The sequence below is a fragment of the Compostibacillus humi genome, from assembly GCF_014637175.1.
GTDB lineage: Bacteria > Bacillota > Bacilli > Bacillales > Amphibacillaceae > Oceanobacillus > Oceanobacillus humi.
This window is the reverse complement of record NZ_BMEV01000038.1, coordinates 1-14,030: the sequence shown is the minus strand read 5'-3', so window position 1 is coordinate 14,030 and position 14,030 is coordinate 1. Positions and strand designations below refer to the sequence as shown.

Here is a 14,030-nt window from a genome sequence, read left to right as displayed (position 1 = left end):
TCGAGAATATCGGCATTCGGTGTATTACGAAATTTGCTCAAACTTTTCCGGATATACTTTTTGAATTACTGTGGACCGCGCCAAAAAGAGAACGGAAGCCATCAGCAAGCATGCAGAACTGGTCATAATCCAAGGAGCAGGGAAAAGATCGTATAATACGCCGAAAAGAAGGGTGCCGGCAGGAACGAGGGCTTGTGCTCCTGTCTCCACAATGGAAAACACCCGGCCCTTATATTCATCATCAATATCTCGCTGCATCATCACTTGAATCGGTGTATTAATAAATGTCGTTGATGCCCCAATTAGGAACATAAGTACAGAAAAATAGGCAAAGACAAGCCAATAGGAAAATGAAATGATGAGAGGCAGGGAATATACGCCGATAATCAGTCCTAAGAAGAGAATTCCGTATTTCGATATAACTAACGGGTATTTAAATTCTTTCGCCATGGACATATAGATTGCGATGACGAGCATGCCGATGGCCAATGCACTTTCTGCAATCCCAAAATGTTCGGCAGGCATCTTCAATTGGTCGATTAAAATATACGAATAGCCGACTTGGAATGCGCCCATGAAAAAGTTCACGACAAAGGCGATGGAAATAATTGTAACGAGTATCGTACTGCCCTTGACGTAGACGAAACCTTTCTTCATATTTACCCACATGGACTCCTGTATATTTTCCGTTCGCGGCTTTCCGTACAGAGTAAAATCCATGGTAGCTTCTAAAATTAAAGCAATGATGATGGCTGCAAAATAGATCATAAATATAAGGTGAAGGGAAAGGAAGCCGTATAATATCCCTCCCGCGGCAGGGCTGGCGACAGCTGCCATGGAAATGACCATCTGATTTAATGACATCGCTCTTTGAATCTGTTCATGATCCACTAAACTGGTAATGCTGGAAGTAAAGGCGATTCCAGAAAAGGATGATGCCAGAGAAAAAATAGCCGTTGCTGCATACAAAATAGGAATAGATACTTCGGAAGAATAAATGTGAAGGAGGATTAATCCAAGTATAGTTACTCCGGTAATGAGATGGGAAAGTATAATGATTTTTTTCCGCGAAAAACGGTCAGCGGCTAACCCTGCGAATGGACCTGCAGCAATTCTTGGCAGTACATTGCACAGCAAATTAATGGCAAAGCTGGAAGCAGAACCGGTCACTTGCAAAATGTAGAAACTTACCGCAAAGGCAAAAATCTGAGCCCCAAAATTTGAGATAAATTTGCTGATGGTAAATGTCCATAAATGATAGACCGCCCGTTTCATTTTTTGTCTTTCCTTCATTGCCATATTCATCTCCTTTTTATTTGTTTAATTAAGTTAAACTTATTATAACTAATAGTTGCAGTTGTTTCAATATAAATTTTAATTAAATTAAACAAATGCAAAAATACATCCCTTTTCAAAACTAAGGTTGTTTAATATAATTGAATTAATGATGGGGGTGGATTTCGTGGAACTAGGAGATCGGATACGGCAATTAAGAAAAGAAAAACGAATGACCCAAGAGGAACTGGCTGGAAAAAAGCTTTCCAAAGGGATGTTAAGTCTGATTGAAAACAACAAAGCTAAACCTTCCATGGAAAGTCTGGCCTATATTGCGGAGCAGCTCGGTGTTTCCGTGTCAGAACTGCTGCAGGAGGAAAATAGACAAAAATTAAAGTCACTCTTGGAAAAGGCAGAAAAAATTTATTTTAAAGACAGAACAAATGTAGAGGAAACCTTGGATAAATATAAAAAAGTGGGAGAGCTGATTCAGCCGGTATTGAATGAATTGACGGAAAGCTATGAATCCGCCCGGCTGCTGGAACTGTACAGCTATAGCAGGTTTTATTCCAAGCAGGACCGCTGGGAAGAACCGTTAAAGAAAGCAGCGGAAATGTATGAAGCATTGCACGTGCCGACGAGAAGAGCAGCCATCGGTGTATTCCGCTCCTTTGCAATTTTTGCCAAGCGGGATTATGAAGGGGCACTGAACGTATTATTAAATGAAAAAAAATCTTTTAAGGAGAAGGAAGTATATTTAGATCCGGTCACCCGGCTGGAATTTGACTATACGGAAGTATGTTTTCTGCTTGCTATTGGAGACGTGAAAAAGGCCTTGGCAGTTTTAGAAGAAGCTGTTGAATTTTCTCGAAACAACAAAATTTTTTACCGGATTGACGATTTGTTCCGGCTTGCAGTAGGGTACGGAATTTTATTCCATGATAGCGGCATGCTCGCTTATTACAATGACAGGTTAATCCATTACGGGAAATTTGCCGAAGACCCTTTTTATGAAGCTTTTACTGCCCTCGCATTAGCGGAAAAAAAGATGTTTCAAGATGGGGATTATCAGGGAGCGTTGCGGTTGATGGAGAAATATGGAAAGGAATTTCCCGCTATTTCCGAACCCCATTTTACCGTCGCCAAGGGAAAGGCGCTGTATGGGCTCGGCAAATATGAAGAGGCCTTTTCGCAGCTGGAGAAAGTTACCATTCCTGATAATTTGCACCACCCTTACGACTTATCCCTGCTCCATATCGCTGATACGTATAAAGCGCTTTGCCAGTGGAAGCTTGGCAATGTGGAGCATGCCCTCCGGTATATAACATTGGCAAAGGAAAACTTCAGCACGCTCACTCCTACGAAGTATACAGAACTAACCGAAGAAACATACCGGAAAATTGTGGATGCAATAAAAAATTAATTTGTATTAAAGTACCTCCTTTTTAAAGAATAATTTTTAACAAACAAGCCAAAGTAAAACTAATAAGAAAACGAAATTCGTTTTTCGTTTTCTTATGCTTATCTAAGGATGAAAGTGGAGGAATTTTTTTCTATGAATCACGGTACAGTAAAATGGTTTAATTCAGAGAAGGGTTACGGATTTATCGAAATGGATGGCGGAGACGATGTATTCGTGCATTACTCTGCCATTCAGGGAGAAGGGTTTAAAACGCTGGAAGAAGGACAGGCGGTAACGTTTGATATTGTGGAAGGCGAGCGAGGACCTCAGGCAGCCAATGTGGTCATCGGATAATTCTCCCCGTCCGATCAGAAGGGCAACACCCGGAGTAAATGTGCTTCGGGTGTTTTTTATTTCAGAAATTACCCGTATTTTACAATATTTACAGCATGCCAACAATTGTATGTAATTGGGCTGTTTTAGATGATTTTTTTGAGGAAAGGGAGTATGGTATGTATTGCACCATACTTTTGAGAGAGAGGGAGAGGTCATGGAAAGAAGCGCATATTTTGACAACGCTAAAGGATTACTCATCTTTCTCGTCGTTTTTGGTCATTTAATTCAGCCGTATACTGGGGAAGCCGAATGGATTCACACACTCTATGTATGGATTTACACGTTTCACATGCCGGCGTTTATTCTCGTTTCCGGATTTTTTGCCAAAGGATCCGGGGAGAAATCCTATATATTGAAACTGGTAAAAAAATTGATCGTACCGTATCTCATTTTCCAACTCATATACACCGTCTACTATTTCTTTATCGGCAAAGACGGATGGAATGCGGGAATTTTTTATCCGCATTGGTCTTTATGGTTCCTGTTCAGCCTGTTTTGCTGGCATATTCTTTTAATTTTCTTTAAGCGAATTCCGGCAAAATGGGGACTGCCCCTTGCCGTTTTTGCCGGCATTATCGTCGGTTACATAGGGGATATTGGCCATACATTCAGTCTGTCGCGGACAATCGTATTTTTCCCGTTTTTCCTCGCCGGATATTGGCTCACTTTACCGCAAATGATGACCGTAAAGCGAAAAGCAGTAAAAGTTGCTGCCATCTTGATTCTGGTTGCCATGGCTATCGTCCTTCATATCGCACCGGAGTTTAATTCCGGCTGGCTGTTAGCTTCCAAATCCTATATTGATCTCGGGATGGAAGAATTCGGCGGCATTGCCAGACTTGGCGTATACTTGGCTGCAACGGTGATGGCCGTAAGCGTCCTGGCCTGGATTCCGCAAAAGCATTTTGGCTGGTGGACCGATTTAGGGAGAAAAACGATTTATGTATATTTACTGCATGGATTTTTCATCCAGTTCATTCGGGAGAAAGAACTGTTTGTTGTAGACAGTGTTCTTGACATATTAGGATTGGCTGTTATTGCTGCGTTTATTGTCATTTTGCTTTCCTCGAAATTGCTCGTTGCCGTTTGGCAGCCCTTTATCGAAGGAAAAGCGAGCATCTTGCGGAATTTACGGATGCAGCGCAAACACGGTCACGTTTAAATAGGAAAAAACCGCATGGGGCCATGCGGTTTTTTATTATGAGAGAGGGGGGTATTTAGGAACGCCGATATAGCTTTAGAAGTGAAATGCCGAAATCTCCAGAGCCCGACCGCCGATATAAGAGCAGGCGCCGTTTCGCTCGATAAATTTCGAAAAAAGCCGATATCTGAAGGAAAGCGCCGATAACTTAGATCAAATGACCGATTTAAACAAAGAAGCTCCGGGCAAAACCGGAGCTTTTCCTTTAAAAAATAATATGGGCAATCAAGGTGATAATCGGTAACGTAATAATCGTACGCAATAGGAAGATAACAATTAAATCAAATAAGTTCACAGGAATTTTGGAACCTAAGAGCAATCCGCCCACTTCAGACATGTAAATGAGCTGGGTTACGGATAAGGCTGCGATAATAAAGCGGGTAATTTCTGCTTCAATGCCCGAACCGATAATGGCAGGCAGGAACATGTCGGCAAAACCGATAAGAATCGTCTGGCTAGCTTCCTCCGCAAAAGGGATTTGCATCAGTTTCAATAGCGGAACAAACGGTGCCCCGAGCCACTGGAAGAACGGCGTATACTCAGCAATAATTAAAGCGATAAGTCCGAAGGCCATGACAATCGGTGCAACACCCATCCACATATCGAGAATGTTTTGTCCGCCTTCTTTGAAAAATTTATACACGCTCGTTTCCTGTTTGGCCCGATCCAGCGCCTTTTCGTAACCAAATTTTACAATGCTCGTATTGGCTGGTGCTTCTTCTGCATTAGCCGATGTTTTCTCCCCGTTAACATACGTATCTGCCTTTTTCGATAGAGGAGGAATTCTCGGCATAATAATCGCTGCAACGAATCCAGCAGCCACGATCGTCAAGTAAAACGGTACAAACAGATGGGACAGCCCGACTTCAGCCAATACAACTAAAGAGAACGTAATGGAAACAACAGAGAAGGTCGTTCCAATCACGGCAGCTTCCCGTTTTGTATAAAATCCGCCTTCGTACTGCTTGCTCGTCAGCAATACTCCGATGGTGCCGTCCCCGATCCACGATGCTAATGCATCAATGGAAGAGCGGCCAGGCAATTTAAAGAGGGGGCGCATGATTTTCGTCATAAAAGCGCCGAATAATTCCAGCAAACCAAAATTCGTCAAGAGGGGTAAAAATACCCCGGCAAATAAAAAGACGGCAAATAAGACGTGCAATAAACTATCCAGCAGCAGCTGGCCGGTATTTGGGCCATGTACAGCTTCCGGTCCGAGCTGGAAGTAGACCATAACAGCAAATACGGCAGCTAAAATTCTCGTCGTCAGCCAAAACCCATTTGTATAAAATAAATTTTGGAAAAAGGGCGTTTTGGCTAATACCTCTTTTCCGGCGATTTTGGCGATAATGGATGCCAATGCAGTAATGATGATAATAATCATCATAATCAATGACAAATGATTTGCCAATAGATCCTGTGCCCAGCCGGCAAGAACGGAGACCGGGATTGTCATTCCGTCCCCGCTCGGTACTGGAATCATAAAGAGAAAAATTCCTGCCAAAGATGGAAGAATAAATTTAAGATGATCAGATAAATGATATGATTTCATGAAGTTCAACCTTTCTGTCGATAATTGTCGATGATGAATAATTATACATACAAACTATTAAATATGCAATAACTTTTTTCCGTCTCATTTGAATTAGCTTTTGCAAATAGGATAAGTTTAATGTAAAGACATAATTAAAGGGGATTCCGTATGAAGAGGCTTAAATACAATCTCGTTTACCGTTTTACGATCATCGTCGGCATGGCGATAAAATTTATTTGGAAAATTTATTTTTTCCACTTCCGCCATTCTGTATGGGACTATAAAACGAAGGAAAAATGGAATCATATGCTGCGCAAAATGGGGCAGGAATATCGCGAAAAGGCCGAAAAATTAGGTGGGCTGCTCGTGAAAGTCGGCCAGTTCCTCAGCACGAGGACAGACTTTTTGCCAGACGTCTTTATCCGCGAAATTACCGGGCTCGTTGACCGGGTTCCGCCGATGCCTTTTGCTTATGCAAAAGGAGTGCTGGAGGTAGAATGGAAGACGGATATTTCCGCCCATTTGCAGCATATTGGGGAAAAACCGATTGCTTCCGCTTCCATCGGGGAAGTGTACGAAGGAATATTGAAAGACGGCAGCAAAGTTGCCATTAAAGTCCGCCGTTTCCGGATTGATGAAGTATTTCACCGGGATTTCATTGCTCTCCGGATGGTGTTTTGGATTTTGAAAGTATTCACTTCGTTTGGAAAACGGAGCGATTTAAATGCTTTGTATAAAGAGATCGTCTTCGTCATGGACCGGGAGCTGGATTTCGAGCAGGAGCTCGCTTTCGGGAAGTTTTTCCACGAGAAATATAAAGACAATCCGAATATTCATATTCCTTACTACTATGAACAGTTAAGCACTTCGAAAGTAATCGTTATGGAATGGATTGACGGGGAAAAAATAACGGATACAGCTTTTATGAAAAAACACGGTATATCGATTGAAGAAACGTCAAAGATTATTTTTGACTTCTATTTGGAACAGTTTCTTACCGCCGGAAAATTTCATGCCGATCCCCATGCAGGAAATATATTCATCGAAAAAAACGGCCGGGTCGGCATTATCGACTTTGGCATGGTTGGCGAAATCAGCCACGCCGATATTGAACAGTTTAAGCTTCTCGTTCAAGGATTCCTCATCGACAATTATGATATCGTCATCGATGCATTGGATAAGATGAACTTTATCCTTCCCCATGCCGACCGGAAAAAATTGAAAAAAATGATCGAGGAAACGATCGATATGTACTCGGACGGGTCGCTGAAAAATCTAGATGCCCAAGCTTTGGAATTAATTCAGGAAGAAGTGAATACAATCGTCAAAGATCAGGCGATCCAGCTGCCGGCAGATTATGCCTATTTGCTCCGGGCGATTTCCATCGTCGTCGGGCTGCTGTACGAAATCAATCCTGACATTGACATCGTCCAATGGATGAAACCGAAAATAAAAGATTGGTTCGGCCGGGCAAGTATTGCCGAATCCATCGCCAAGCAGTATGCGAAAAATGCAGCCGAACCGCTCCTTTCCTATCCGAGAGCTTTTTTAACCTATTTGCAGAGCGGGGAAAAGAACCGCCAATGGGATCAGGAAAAACATTATCAGCGGATGAAACATCAATACTATTTACTTCTTGAGTTTCTTTCCTTTATGATGGCATTAGGAGGGGTATTCCTCTCGGTATATGGACATCATATGGAAAGCAAACTGTTTTTCTATATTGGTCTAAGTCTTTTTATTCTGTTTTTCGTCAATTTAATCGCAGTGCTTTTCATTCATTACCGGTTTATCCGCAAGCAAAAAATAAGGAGGGATCATTATGAGTGATTATTTGCGCAAAGGGTTTTTGCTCGGCCTTGGAGCGGCCATCAGCGGCAAGGAAAAATTGGAAGAAAAGCTGAAGGAATTAGTAAAGAAAAATGAAATTACCCAGGAACAGGCAAAAAACATGATGCAAAGCTTTATTGAAAAAGGGGACAAAAAAACAGACGAATGGTCGGCGAAACAGAAGGATCAAATTAAGAAATCCGCTGAAGAATTTGGCATTGCTACAAAAGAAGATGTGGAACAGCTGAGAATCCGCATTCAGGAACTGGAAGACAAGATTATGGAACTTACGAAGGAGTAGACCGTTATTGCGGTCCACTCCTTTTTCTATTTTACAAAGCCAACATTATATTATTTTTGTTAAATTTAAATTATTTAAAAAATACTGTTGATTTTAATTGCCATTCCATGTACAATAATAGAAATCCTTCAAAAAGGAAGGGAGACGAATGATAAGCTTTTTGCAAGTTTGTGAAGAGTTTAGGAACAGACTTGGCAGACAGCTTAAGGATGAAGAGCTGAACTTTTTGCGCTGGCTCTATGCCCGTTACTTGGATGAACATAATGAATCTTACGAGTGGACGAAATCTTAATTTGCGTTTTACTTCATTTTGTAAGTTGATATAGACGAAATTTGGACTTGCAGCGGTTTCATGCCGCTGCAAGGAATGCGGGATCTGCTTTCGTTTTATTTTTTTCCACCCCCCTCCATAGTCGGATGCAAGTATACTGCTGCCCTAAACCCGCTTTGGATCCCGCAAATTTAGCGGGTTAAACTTGCATTCGGTTTCAGTATCCTTTATCCCCTGGTTGAGCCGGGGGCTTTTTTTGTCTCCTGCAAATTTTTCAAGGTTTTATAGCACATGATATAATAGGGAAACGGAATATGAAAAATACCGGGCAGTCAAGAACTGTCCGTTTCTTCTGTAAACGATTGGATATAAAGGAGGTTTCGTCATGGCCGTCGATAACAATAAAATATTGGCGAAAATGATTCACGAAGCGTATCAGGCGAAGGAACAGCAGCATAATGAAGAAAAAATGCTCCATCATATTGCCAATATTAAGCTATTATGCGAACTGTTTTTGGAAGAAGAAGCGAAAGAAGAACCGGTGAAACAGGAAATAACGGAAGAGGAACGGAAAATGATGCTTGGGGAAGGGCAAGGGAAAGATCCCCTTTCCTCCAAGCCACTGGATGAAGATGATGCTAACGGACTTTCCATTTTCGACTTTTAATAGAGGACGGAGGAGGACAAATGAAGCTATTTATATTATTAGGTGCATTGAACGGTTTCTTAGCTGTCGCTCTTGGAGCGTTCGGTGCTCATGGGCTCGAGGGGAAGATTTCTGAGCGGGCATTAACGACTTGGGAAAAAGCGGTGGATTATCAGATGTTCCATACGGGGGCGCTCCTTGCTGTCGGATTGCTCATGGCAAAAATTCAAAGTCCGAGCTTAACATGGGCCGGCTGGATGTTTTTCATCGGAATCGTTATTTTTTCCGGCAGCTTGTACATTTATTCGACGACCGCAATCAAAGGCTTTGCCATGATTACCCCGATCGGCGGTTTTTCCTTTTTAATCGGCTGGATTCTTCTCGGCTATGCAGCAATAAAATATCTGTCATAGAAAAAGGAATAGCGTAATGAGGAAAAACAGAACCCCGGCCCGCAGCCATTGCTTTCCGGCAGACTGGGGATCCCGGCGCTGGGAAAGAAGCAGACCATCACAAAAAAGGCTGAAACAAAGAAAATAACCGCCGAATAAAAGGAACAAAATTTGCTTAAAGAAAATGGCAAACAGACCAAATATAAAGGCGATCAGCAAGGAAAGGAATTCCATCATCATTAACTTTTCGGCAGGATGTCGCATTCTTTTCGCCCCTTACTCGCATGTCCTTCATGACAAGGAAACCGTGTGCCCGTACATACATAGGCATGATAAAATGGAGAGAAAGGATGACACGTTATGCTGTGTCATCCTTTTTATCGTTACCGCGGGGAATAAGTTGCCAATTGCTGCTGGGTGGAGTCAAAAGGATATTCGTAATTAATAGGCTCGTCGAAAACAACGTAATCCAAGTAAACCATCAAGAGCAAGTATCTTCTTCCTGTTTCCGGATCACTTAGAATAATGTGGTCCCTTCCTGCCGCTTCGATAACCCCTCTAAATTGTCTCGAGTTATATTCGGTGTTGTTTTCGAATGTCATGTAGACGGTAGCCAATTTTCCCCGGTTTAGGCGCAAAATGTTTTCAATGTAGGATTGCTCCAATGGCAGCATGCCCGGAACGTCAGCCGCCTGCTGCTGGGCCTGCTGCGTTTGCTGGCCCGGGAACCCTTGGCTGCTTTGCGGCGGAAACGTCCGCATATAGTTGTACGCCGGATAATAAAATGATGCTTGGTGCGGGTAATATGGAACCCCGTACCCGGGCACTCCTCCGTACCCGTAATTTTGATTTTTCTCAGACATAAATAACCCCTCCTGCTCAAGTGAAGTGCCGCCGGTTCCAGGCACTTCCCAAATTTTGTAGAAAATGTGAATTATCGGTACACCGATGGACAGTCCGCTTGGGTCGGAGCGTAGAAACAGTGGGATTTAAATCTACCCACATTCCATTGCCCGTACCATTGTGCCGGACAATCTCCTGCCGGCCGAAAAAACCATAGCGAGTTTGTTGCCGGATGATGGCGCTCTCCGTTAATGGCGCGCCGGGCTAGACGTCTCTCATTTTCCCGGGCCCGCTGGTAAAAATACCCTTTTTGCGTCGCCTCAAAACCTCCGGGGCTTTGAAAGACCATGTCGCGAATATTCCGTATATGGGTAAAATCAAGGCAATCAGCGATGACACGGTTAATCCCGGTATTCCCGACCATGAGCATGCCGAGGTCGCCGTCTCCTTCAGCTTCTGCCCGAATTAATCTTGCCAATAGGTCGACATCACTTGCGGTATGTGCTACAACTGCCAACGAATACCCCTCATTTCTGTTAATTCTGAGATGTTACGTTCAATAAATATATGTATGTATTCGCCCGGAAAAAGATGACAGCAAGTTTTGCCGAACCCGGTTTAAATTTGGAAAAGTTGCTCATGGATGGAACAGACGATTGAACAAAAGACTCCATCTTGGATAGGCATAAAAACAAACGTTCGTTGAAAAATTCCTGTCTGCTGAAGTCTGTCCCGTTTATCAAATTAAAACAAATGTTTGTTCAGGGGAAGTGCTGGAGGAGGTCTTTCTTCAGCTGCTTTTCTGTAGAGGCAAGGCCGAAACAAAAAAAGCTAACCTCTTTTTGAGATTAGCTTCTCTTGCTTTTACAGGGCAAAGTATTTGTCCACGTCTTCTTTAGGCAAGTAGTTGCCGATGATGAAGTCGCCGAACTCGGCATATTTAGCGGTTACTTCATCGAAGCGCATTTCGTATACGATTTTCTTGAACTGTAACGCATCATGGGCGAATAATGTTACTCCCCATTCGAATTCATCCAAACCGATGGAACCGGTAATGATTTCTTTCACTTTTCCGGCATATTTTCTTCCCGTCATGCCGTGTTCATATAACAGTCTTGTCCGCTCTTGACGGCTGATTTCAAACCAGTTATAGTCTCTCCAGCGGCGGCGGGACATTGGATAGAAGCATGCATGCTCCCATTTTGGCAGAATCGGTTTTAGCCGTGCTTCCACTTGAGGAGACAGCTCCCGGTCCTTCCCGTCGTCCAGCGGATTGTGTTTCGTCATTTCCACAATGGAAACGTAGGAATAGCTCGGAATTAAGTAGTCACCGATTGTCGATTTGTTCAATTCGGTCTTAATTTCCTCCAATTCTTCCATCGTCGGGCGGAAGAACATAAACATTAGATCCGCTTTTGTGCTGACTACTTTGTATACTGCATGGCTTCCGTTTTTCGCATCTTCAACTGCTTGCCATTTGTCCATTAATTCTTTCAATTCTGTTACTGCTTTTTTGCGTTCTTCTTCGGATGCGACTTTCCAGGATGCCCAGTCGAAGCTGCGCATATCATGCAAGGCGCACCAGCCGTCCATTGTTACTACTGCTTCTGCCATTCATACTCTCTCCTTTATTCGTCCATAATTTCTATTATAGGAAAAGAACAAGAGAAACATACTCGCCAACATGTTCTGTCGGCAGATAGTGAAAAAAATCACTATCCGCCTTTTACTATAGCATATTTGGGGAAGGATAAACATCGAGGAGCAAGTCATTTTGGCGATTGAAATAAGATTGTCATAGGATTGTCAAAAAATGTTGATAAATAAGACCGAATTCTTTCATCAAAATTGTATTTCCGATATGATAAATGAGTAAAAGGTAACAGATAGTGGAGGTTGGAACGGATGAGCAATTTATTTGAACAACTAAAGGGAAAAGTATGCGGCAAAAATAAACGGATTGTTTTTCCGGAAGGGTTAGACGAACGCATTTTAGCTGCGGCTGGCCGTTTAAGCAAAGAGAATGTCGTTCAGCCGATTTTAATCGGAGATAAGGAAGAAATTGCGAAGAAGGCGGAACAGGCGGGAGCGGATGTATCCCAATGTGACATTGTCGATCCAAACGGCTACGAGCGGTTTGAAGAGATGGTCCGTCAATTTGTCGAGCGGCGGAAAGGGAAGGCGACGGAAGAAGATGCACGGAAAATTTTGCTGGATGAAAACTACTTCGGCACGATGCTCGTATACATGGGGGAAGCCGACGGATTAGTGAGTGGAGCAGCCCATTCGACTGCGGATACGGTCCGCCCTGCATTGCAGATTATTAAGACGAAAGAAGGCGTGAAGAAAACGTCAGGTGTGTTTATTATGGTGCGCGGAGAAGAAAAATACGTTTTCGCCGACTGTGCCATTAATATTGCACCGGACGCAAACGACTTGGCGGAAATTGCCGTGGAAAGTGGAGTAACTGCCGAACTGTTCGATATTGATCCGCGGGTTGCCATGCTCAGCTTCTCGACGAAAGGTTCAGCGAAGTCCCCGGAAACGGAAAAGGTGGCAGAGGCATTGCAGCTTGCCAAAGAGAAAAATCCTCAGCTTGTCATCGACGGGGAATTCCAGTTCGATGCCGCCATTGTACCGAGCGTGGCGAAGAAAAAAGCGCCGGATGCGGTCATCCAGGGGGATGCCAACGTCTTTATTTTCCCGAGCTTAGAAGCAGGGAACATCGGCTATAAAATCGCTCAGCGCCTCGGCAACTTTGAAGCTGTTGGACCGATTTTGCAAGGGCTAAACAAACCGGTAAACGACCTTTCTCGGGGCTGCAGCGCGGAAGATGTCTATAATTTAGCAATTATTACGGCTCTGCAAGCTGTAGGAAAATAAGGAAAAAACCACATGAATTTGTGATATGCTCCCAATACAGTAGACAGAGAAATAATAAAAATTCTCTATTACTGTATGGGGGGCTTTTTCTATGTCGAAAAGGAGTAGTAAACATACTTTAAATGAAAGGATAGAGGTAGTATTACGTGTCATGGAGGGGAGCGCATCTGTAAGCAGGATTGCTGAAGAATACGCTGTTGACAGGACGACGATTAACTTATGGGTTCGTAAGTATAAAGCAGATGGGGTCGATGGTTTAAAGGATTCGAGGACATGGAAGGGGTATTCCAGCGAGCTGAAAAGGGAAGCTGTTGAATATTATTTAAATGGAGAAGGCAGTTTAAGAACGACTTGTGAAAAGCTTCAATATTTCATCTCATTCGGTTTTACGTCACTGGATAAATCAGTATACTAGTGGGAAGAAGATAAAATCTACTAGTAAAGGAAGAGGAACCGTGACTAAAGGGCGTAAAACCAACCTTCAAGAGCGTATCGAAATTGTACAATATACGATTGCCAACGATCGCGACTATCGTGGGGCAGCTGAAAAGTATAGTGTCTCTTATCAACAAGTATATAGCTGGGTACGCAAGTATGAAAAAAGTGGGGAGCAAGGTCTTCAAGATCGTCGTGGCAAGACCTTAGAGTCAAAGCAACAGCTGACAGAAGAAGAGAAACTACAGCTTCGTATTAAAGAGCTGAAGCATCGTAATCAGTATTTAGAGGCGGAGAATGGCTTATTAAAAAAGTTGAAGGAAATCGAAAGGGGGATGGGACTGCGCGACTAGGAAAACACTTAGCTAAATTCCAAGCCATTCATGACTATCATGAGGAGACAGATACTCCGATTCTATTACTCTGTGAAATCTTAGATGTATCACGCTCCGGTTACTATAAATGGCTGAAACATGAACCAACAGAATCCGAAAAGGAAAATGAATGGCATGAAAAAAGTGAAAGAGGAATTCAAGAGGCACCATGGTAACTTTGGATATCGTCGAATAACCATGGTGATCAACCGGAAATATAAGAAGCAGTATAACGAGAAAAGAATTC

At 42.9% G+C, this 14,030-nt stretch carries 18 protein-coding genes; 12 read left to right on the top strand and 6 right to left on the bottom strand.

Annotation, left to right across the window (positions count from 1 at the left end; translation table 11 throughout):
* Nucleotides 1–24: 24 nt before the first annotated feature.
* Nucleotides 25–1,293 carry an MFS transporter gene (locus tag IEV18_RS10660; protein ID WP_188392364.1) on the bottom strand — a complete coding sequence of 423 codons (1,269 nt, stop codon included), beginning with the start codon at nt 1,291–1,293 and terminating at the stop codon, nt 25–27.
* 169 nt (nt 1,294–1,462) lie between these two features.
* On the opposite strand from IEV18_RS10660, the gene IEV18_RS10655 reads away from it, so the two are divergent.
* From IEV18_RS10655 to IEV18_RS10645, 3 genes are all read left to right on the top strand, one after another.
* The gene (locus IEV18_RS10655) at nt 1,463–2,698 is read left to right on the top strand and encodes a helix-turn-helix domain-containing protein (protein ID WP_188392363.1); all 1,236 of its coding nucleotides are present in this window, start codon (nt 1,463–1,465) and stop codon (nt 2,696–2,698) included.
* 132 nt (nt 2,699–2,830) lie between these two features.
* On the top strand, nt 2,831–3,031 hold the full coding sequence (locus tag IEV18_RS10650) for a cold-shock protein (protein ID WP_188392362.1): 201 nt from the start codon (nt 2,831–2,833) through the stop codon (nt 3,029–3,031).
* A gap of 196 nt (nt 3,032–3,227) precedes the next feature.
* A complete protein-coding gene (locus IEV18_RS10645; RefSeq protein ID WP_188392361.1) occupies nt 3,228–4,235 on the top strand; it encodes an acyltransferase family protein in 1,008 nt (335 codons plus the stop codon).
* Nucleotides 4,236–4,479: 244 nt separating this feature from the next.
* Here IEV18_RS10645 and IEV18_RS10640 read toward each other — a convergent pair whose 3' ends face one another.
* Nucleotides 4,480–5,826 carry a YjiH family protein gene (locus tag IEV18_RS10640; RefSeq protein ID WP_188392360.1) on the bottom strand — a complete coding sequence of 449 codons (1,347 nt, stop codon included), beginning with the start codon at nt 5,824–5,826 and terminating at the stop codon, nt 4,480–4,482.
* 150 nt (nt 5,827–5,976) lie between these two features.
* On the opposite strand from IEV18_RS10640, the gene IEV18_RS10635 reads away from it, so the two are divergent.
* From IEV18_RS10635 to IEV18_RS10615, 5 genes are all read left to right on the top strand, one after another.
* The gene (locus IEV18_RS10635) at nt 5,977–7,638 is read left to right on the top strand and encodes an ABC1 kinase family protein (RefSeq protein WP_188392359.1); all 1,662 of its coding nucleotides are present in this window, start codon (nt 5,977–5,979) and stop codon (nt 7,636–7,638) included.
* Nucleotides 7,631–7,939 carry a phasin family protein gene (locus IEV18_RS10630; RefSeq protein WP_188392358.1) on the top strand — a complete coding sequence of 103 codons (309 nt, stop codon included), beginning with the start codon at nt 7,631–7,633 and terminating at the stop codon, nt 7,937–7,939. The genes IEV18_RS10635 and IEV18_RS10630 overlap by 8 nt, the downstream gene beginning before the upstream one ends.
* 148 nt (nt 7,940–8,087) lie before the next feature.
* A complete protein-coding gene (locus IEV18_RS10625; protein ID WP_188392357.1) occupies nt 8,088–8,231 on the top strand; it encodes a hypothetical protein in 144 nt (47 codons plus the stop codon).
* 364 nt (nt 8,232–8,595) lie between these two features.
* On the top strand, nt 8,596–8,877 hold the full coding sequence (locus tag IEV18_RS10620; RefSeq protein ID WP_188392356.1) for a DUF5327 family protein: 282 nt from the start codon (nt 8,596–8,598) through the stop codon (nt 8,875–8,877).
* A 20-nt stretch (nt 8,878–8,897) separates the two neighbouring features.
* A complete protein-coding gene (locus IEV18_RS10615; RefSeq protein ID WP_188392355.1) occupies nt 8,898–9,269 on the top strand; it encodes a DUF423 domain-containing protein in 372 nt (123 codons plus the stop codon).
* On the opposite strand, the gene IEV18_RS10610 is transcribed toward IEV18_RS10615, so the two are convergent.
* The 4 genes from IEV18_RS10610 to hemQ form a co-directional block, all read right to left on the bottom strand.
* Nucleotides 9,264–9,512: a hypothetical protein gene (locus IEV18_RS10610; RefSeq protein WP_188392354.1), complete on the bottom strand. Its 249-nt coding sequence runs from the start codon at nt 9,510–9,512 to the stop codon at nt 9,264–9,266. The two genes, IEV18_RS10615 and IEV18_RS10610, sit on opposite strands and share 6 nt — an antisense overlap.
* Nucleotides 9,513–9,631: 119 nt before the next feature.
* Nucleotides 9,632–10,111 carry a spore coat protein GerQ gene (gene gerQ, locus IEV18_RS10605; RefSeq protein ID WP_188392353.1) on the bottom strand — a complete coding sequence of 160 codons (480 nt, stop codon included), beginning with the start codon at nt 10,109–10,111 and terminating at the stop codon, nt 9,632–9,634.
* A gap of 71 nt (nt 10,112–10,182) precedes the next feature.
* Entirely contained in the window at nt 10,183–10,608 is a 426-nt protein-coding gene (locus tag IEV18_RS10600; RefSeq protein ID WP_188392352.1) for a cell wall hydrolase, read from the bottom strand.
* 347 nt (nt 10,609–10,955) lie between these two features.
* Nucleotides 10,956–11,705, bottom strand: a complete 750-nt coding sequence (hemQ, locus tag IEV18_RS10595) for a hydrogen peroxide-dependent heme synthase (protein WP_188392351.1) — start codon at nt 11,703–11,705, stop codon at nt 10,956–10,958.
* A gap of 291 nt (nt 11,706–11,996) precedes the next feature.
* Here hemQ and pta point away from each other — a divergent pair, with 291 nt between their 5' ends.
* The 4 genes from pta to IEV18_RS17605 form a co-directional block, all read left to right on the top strand.
* Complete coding sequence (gene pta, locus IEV18_RS10590) at nt 11,997–12,974, top strand: phosphate acetyltransferase (RefSeq protein ID WP_188392350.1); 978 nt, start codon at nt 11,997–11,999, stop codon at nt 12,972–12,974.
* 91 nt (nt 12,975–13,065) lie between these two features.
* On the top strand, nt 13,066–13,389 hold the full coding sequence (locus IEV18_RS10585) for a helix-turn-helix domain-containing protein (RefSeq protein ID WP_188392349.1): 324 nt from the start codon (nt 13,066–13,068) through the stop codon (nt 13,387–13,389).
* Nucleotides 13,390–13,429: 40 nt separating this feature from the next.
* Complete coding sequence (locus IEV18_RS10580; protein ID WP_188392348.1) at nt 13,430–13,762, top strand: helix-turn-helix domain-containing protein; 333 nt, start codon at nt 13,430–13,432, stop codon at nt 13,760–13,762.
* 120 nt (nt 13,763–13,882) lie between these two features.
* A partial coding sequence (locus IEV18_RS17605; RefSeq protein WP_188392347.1) for an IS3 family transposase occupies nt 13,883–14,030 on the top strand: 148 nt, incomplete at its 3' end.

Bases quoted from the DNA above. Each gene is read 5' to 3' on its own strand.
- IEV18_RS10620 (WP_188392356.1), top strand. From the start codon at position 8,596: ATGGCCGTCGATAACAATAAAATATTGGCGAAAATGATTCACGAAGCG.
- IEV18_RS10585 (WP_188392349.1), top strand. From the start codon at position 13,066: ATGTCGAAAAGGAGTAGTAAACATACTTTAAATGAAAGGATAGAGGTA.
- IEV18_RS10630 (WP_188392358.1), top strand. From the start codon at position 7,631: ATGAGTGATTATTTGCGCAAAGGGTTTTTGCTCGGCCTTGGAGCGGCC.
- IEV18_RS10645 (WP_188392361.1), top strand. From the start codon at position 3,228: ATGGAAAGAAGCGCATATTTTGACAACGCTAAAGGATTACTCATCTTT.
- hemQ (WP_188392351.1), bottom strand. From the start codon at position 11,705: ATGGCAGAAGCAGTAGTAACAATGGACGGCTGGTGCGCCTTGCATGAT.
- IEV18_RS10610 (WP_188392354.1), bottom strand. From the start codon at position 9,512: ATGCGACATCCTGCCGAAAAGTTAATGATGATGGAATTCCTTTCCTTG.
- IEV18_RS10640 (WP_188392360.1), bottom strand. From the start codon at position 5,826: ATGAAATCATATCATTTATCTGATCATCTTAAATTTATTCTTCCATCT.
- gerQ (WP_188392353.1), bottom strand. From the start codon at position 10,111: ATGTCTGAGAAAAATCAAAATTACGGGTACGGAGGAGTGCCCGGGTAC.
- IEV18_RS10625 (WP_188392357.1), top strand. From the start codon at position 8,088: ATGATAAGCTTTTTGCAAGTTTGTGAAGAGTTTAGGAACAGACTTGGC.
- IEV18_RS10650 (WP_188392362.1), top strand. From the start codon at position 2,831: ATGAATCACGGTACAGTAAAATGGTTTAATTCAGAGAAGGGTTACGGA.
- IEV18_RS10635 (WP_188392359.1), top strand. From the start codon at position 5,977: ATGAAGAGGCTTAAATACAATCTCGTTTACCGTTTTACGATCATCGTC.
- IEV18_RS10615 (WP_188392355.1), top strand. From the start codon at position 8,898: ATGAAGCTATTTATATTATTAGGTGCATTGAACGGTTTCTTAGCTGTC.
- pta (WP_188392350.1), top strand. From the start codon at position 11,997: ATGAGCAATTTATTTGAACAACTAAAGGGAAAAGTATGCGGCAAAAAT.
- IEV18_RS10660 (WP_188392364.1), bottom strand. From the start codon at position 1,293: ATGAAGGAAAGACAAAAAATGAAACGGGCGGTCTATCATTTATGGACA.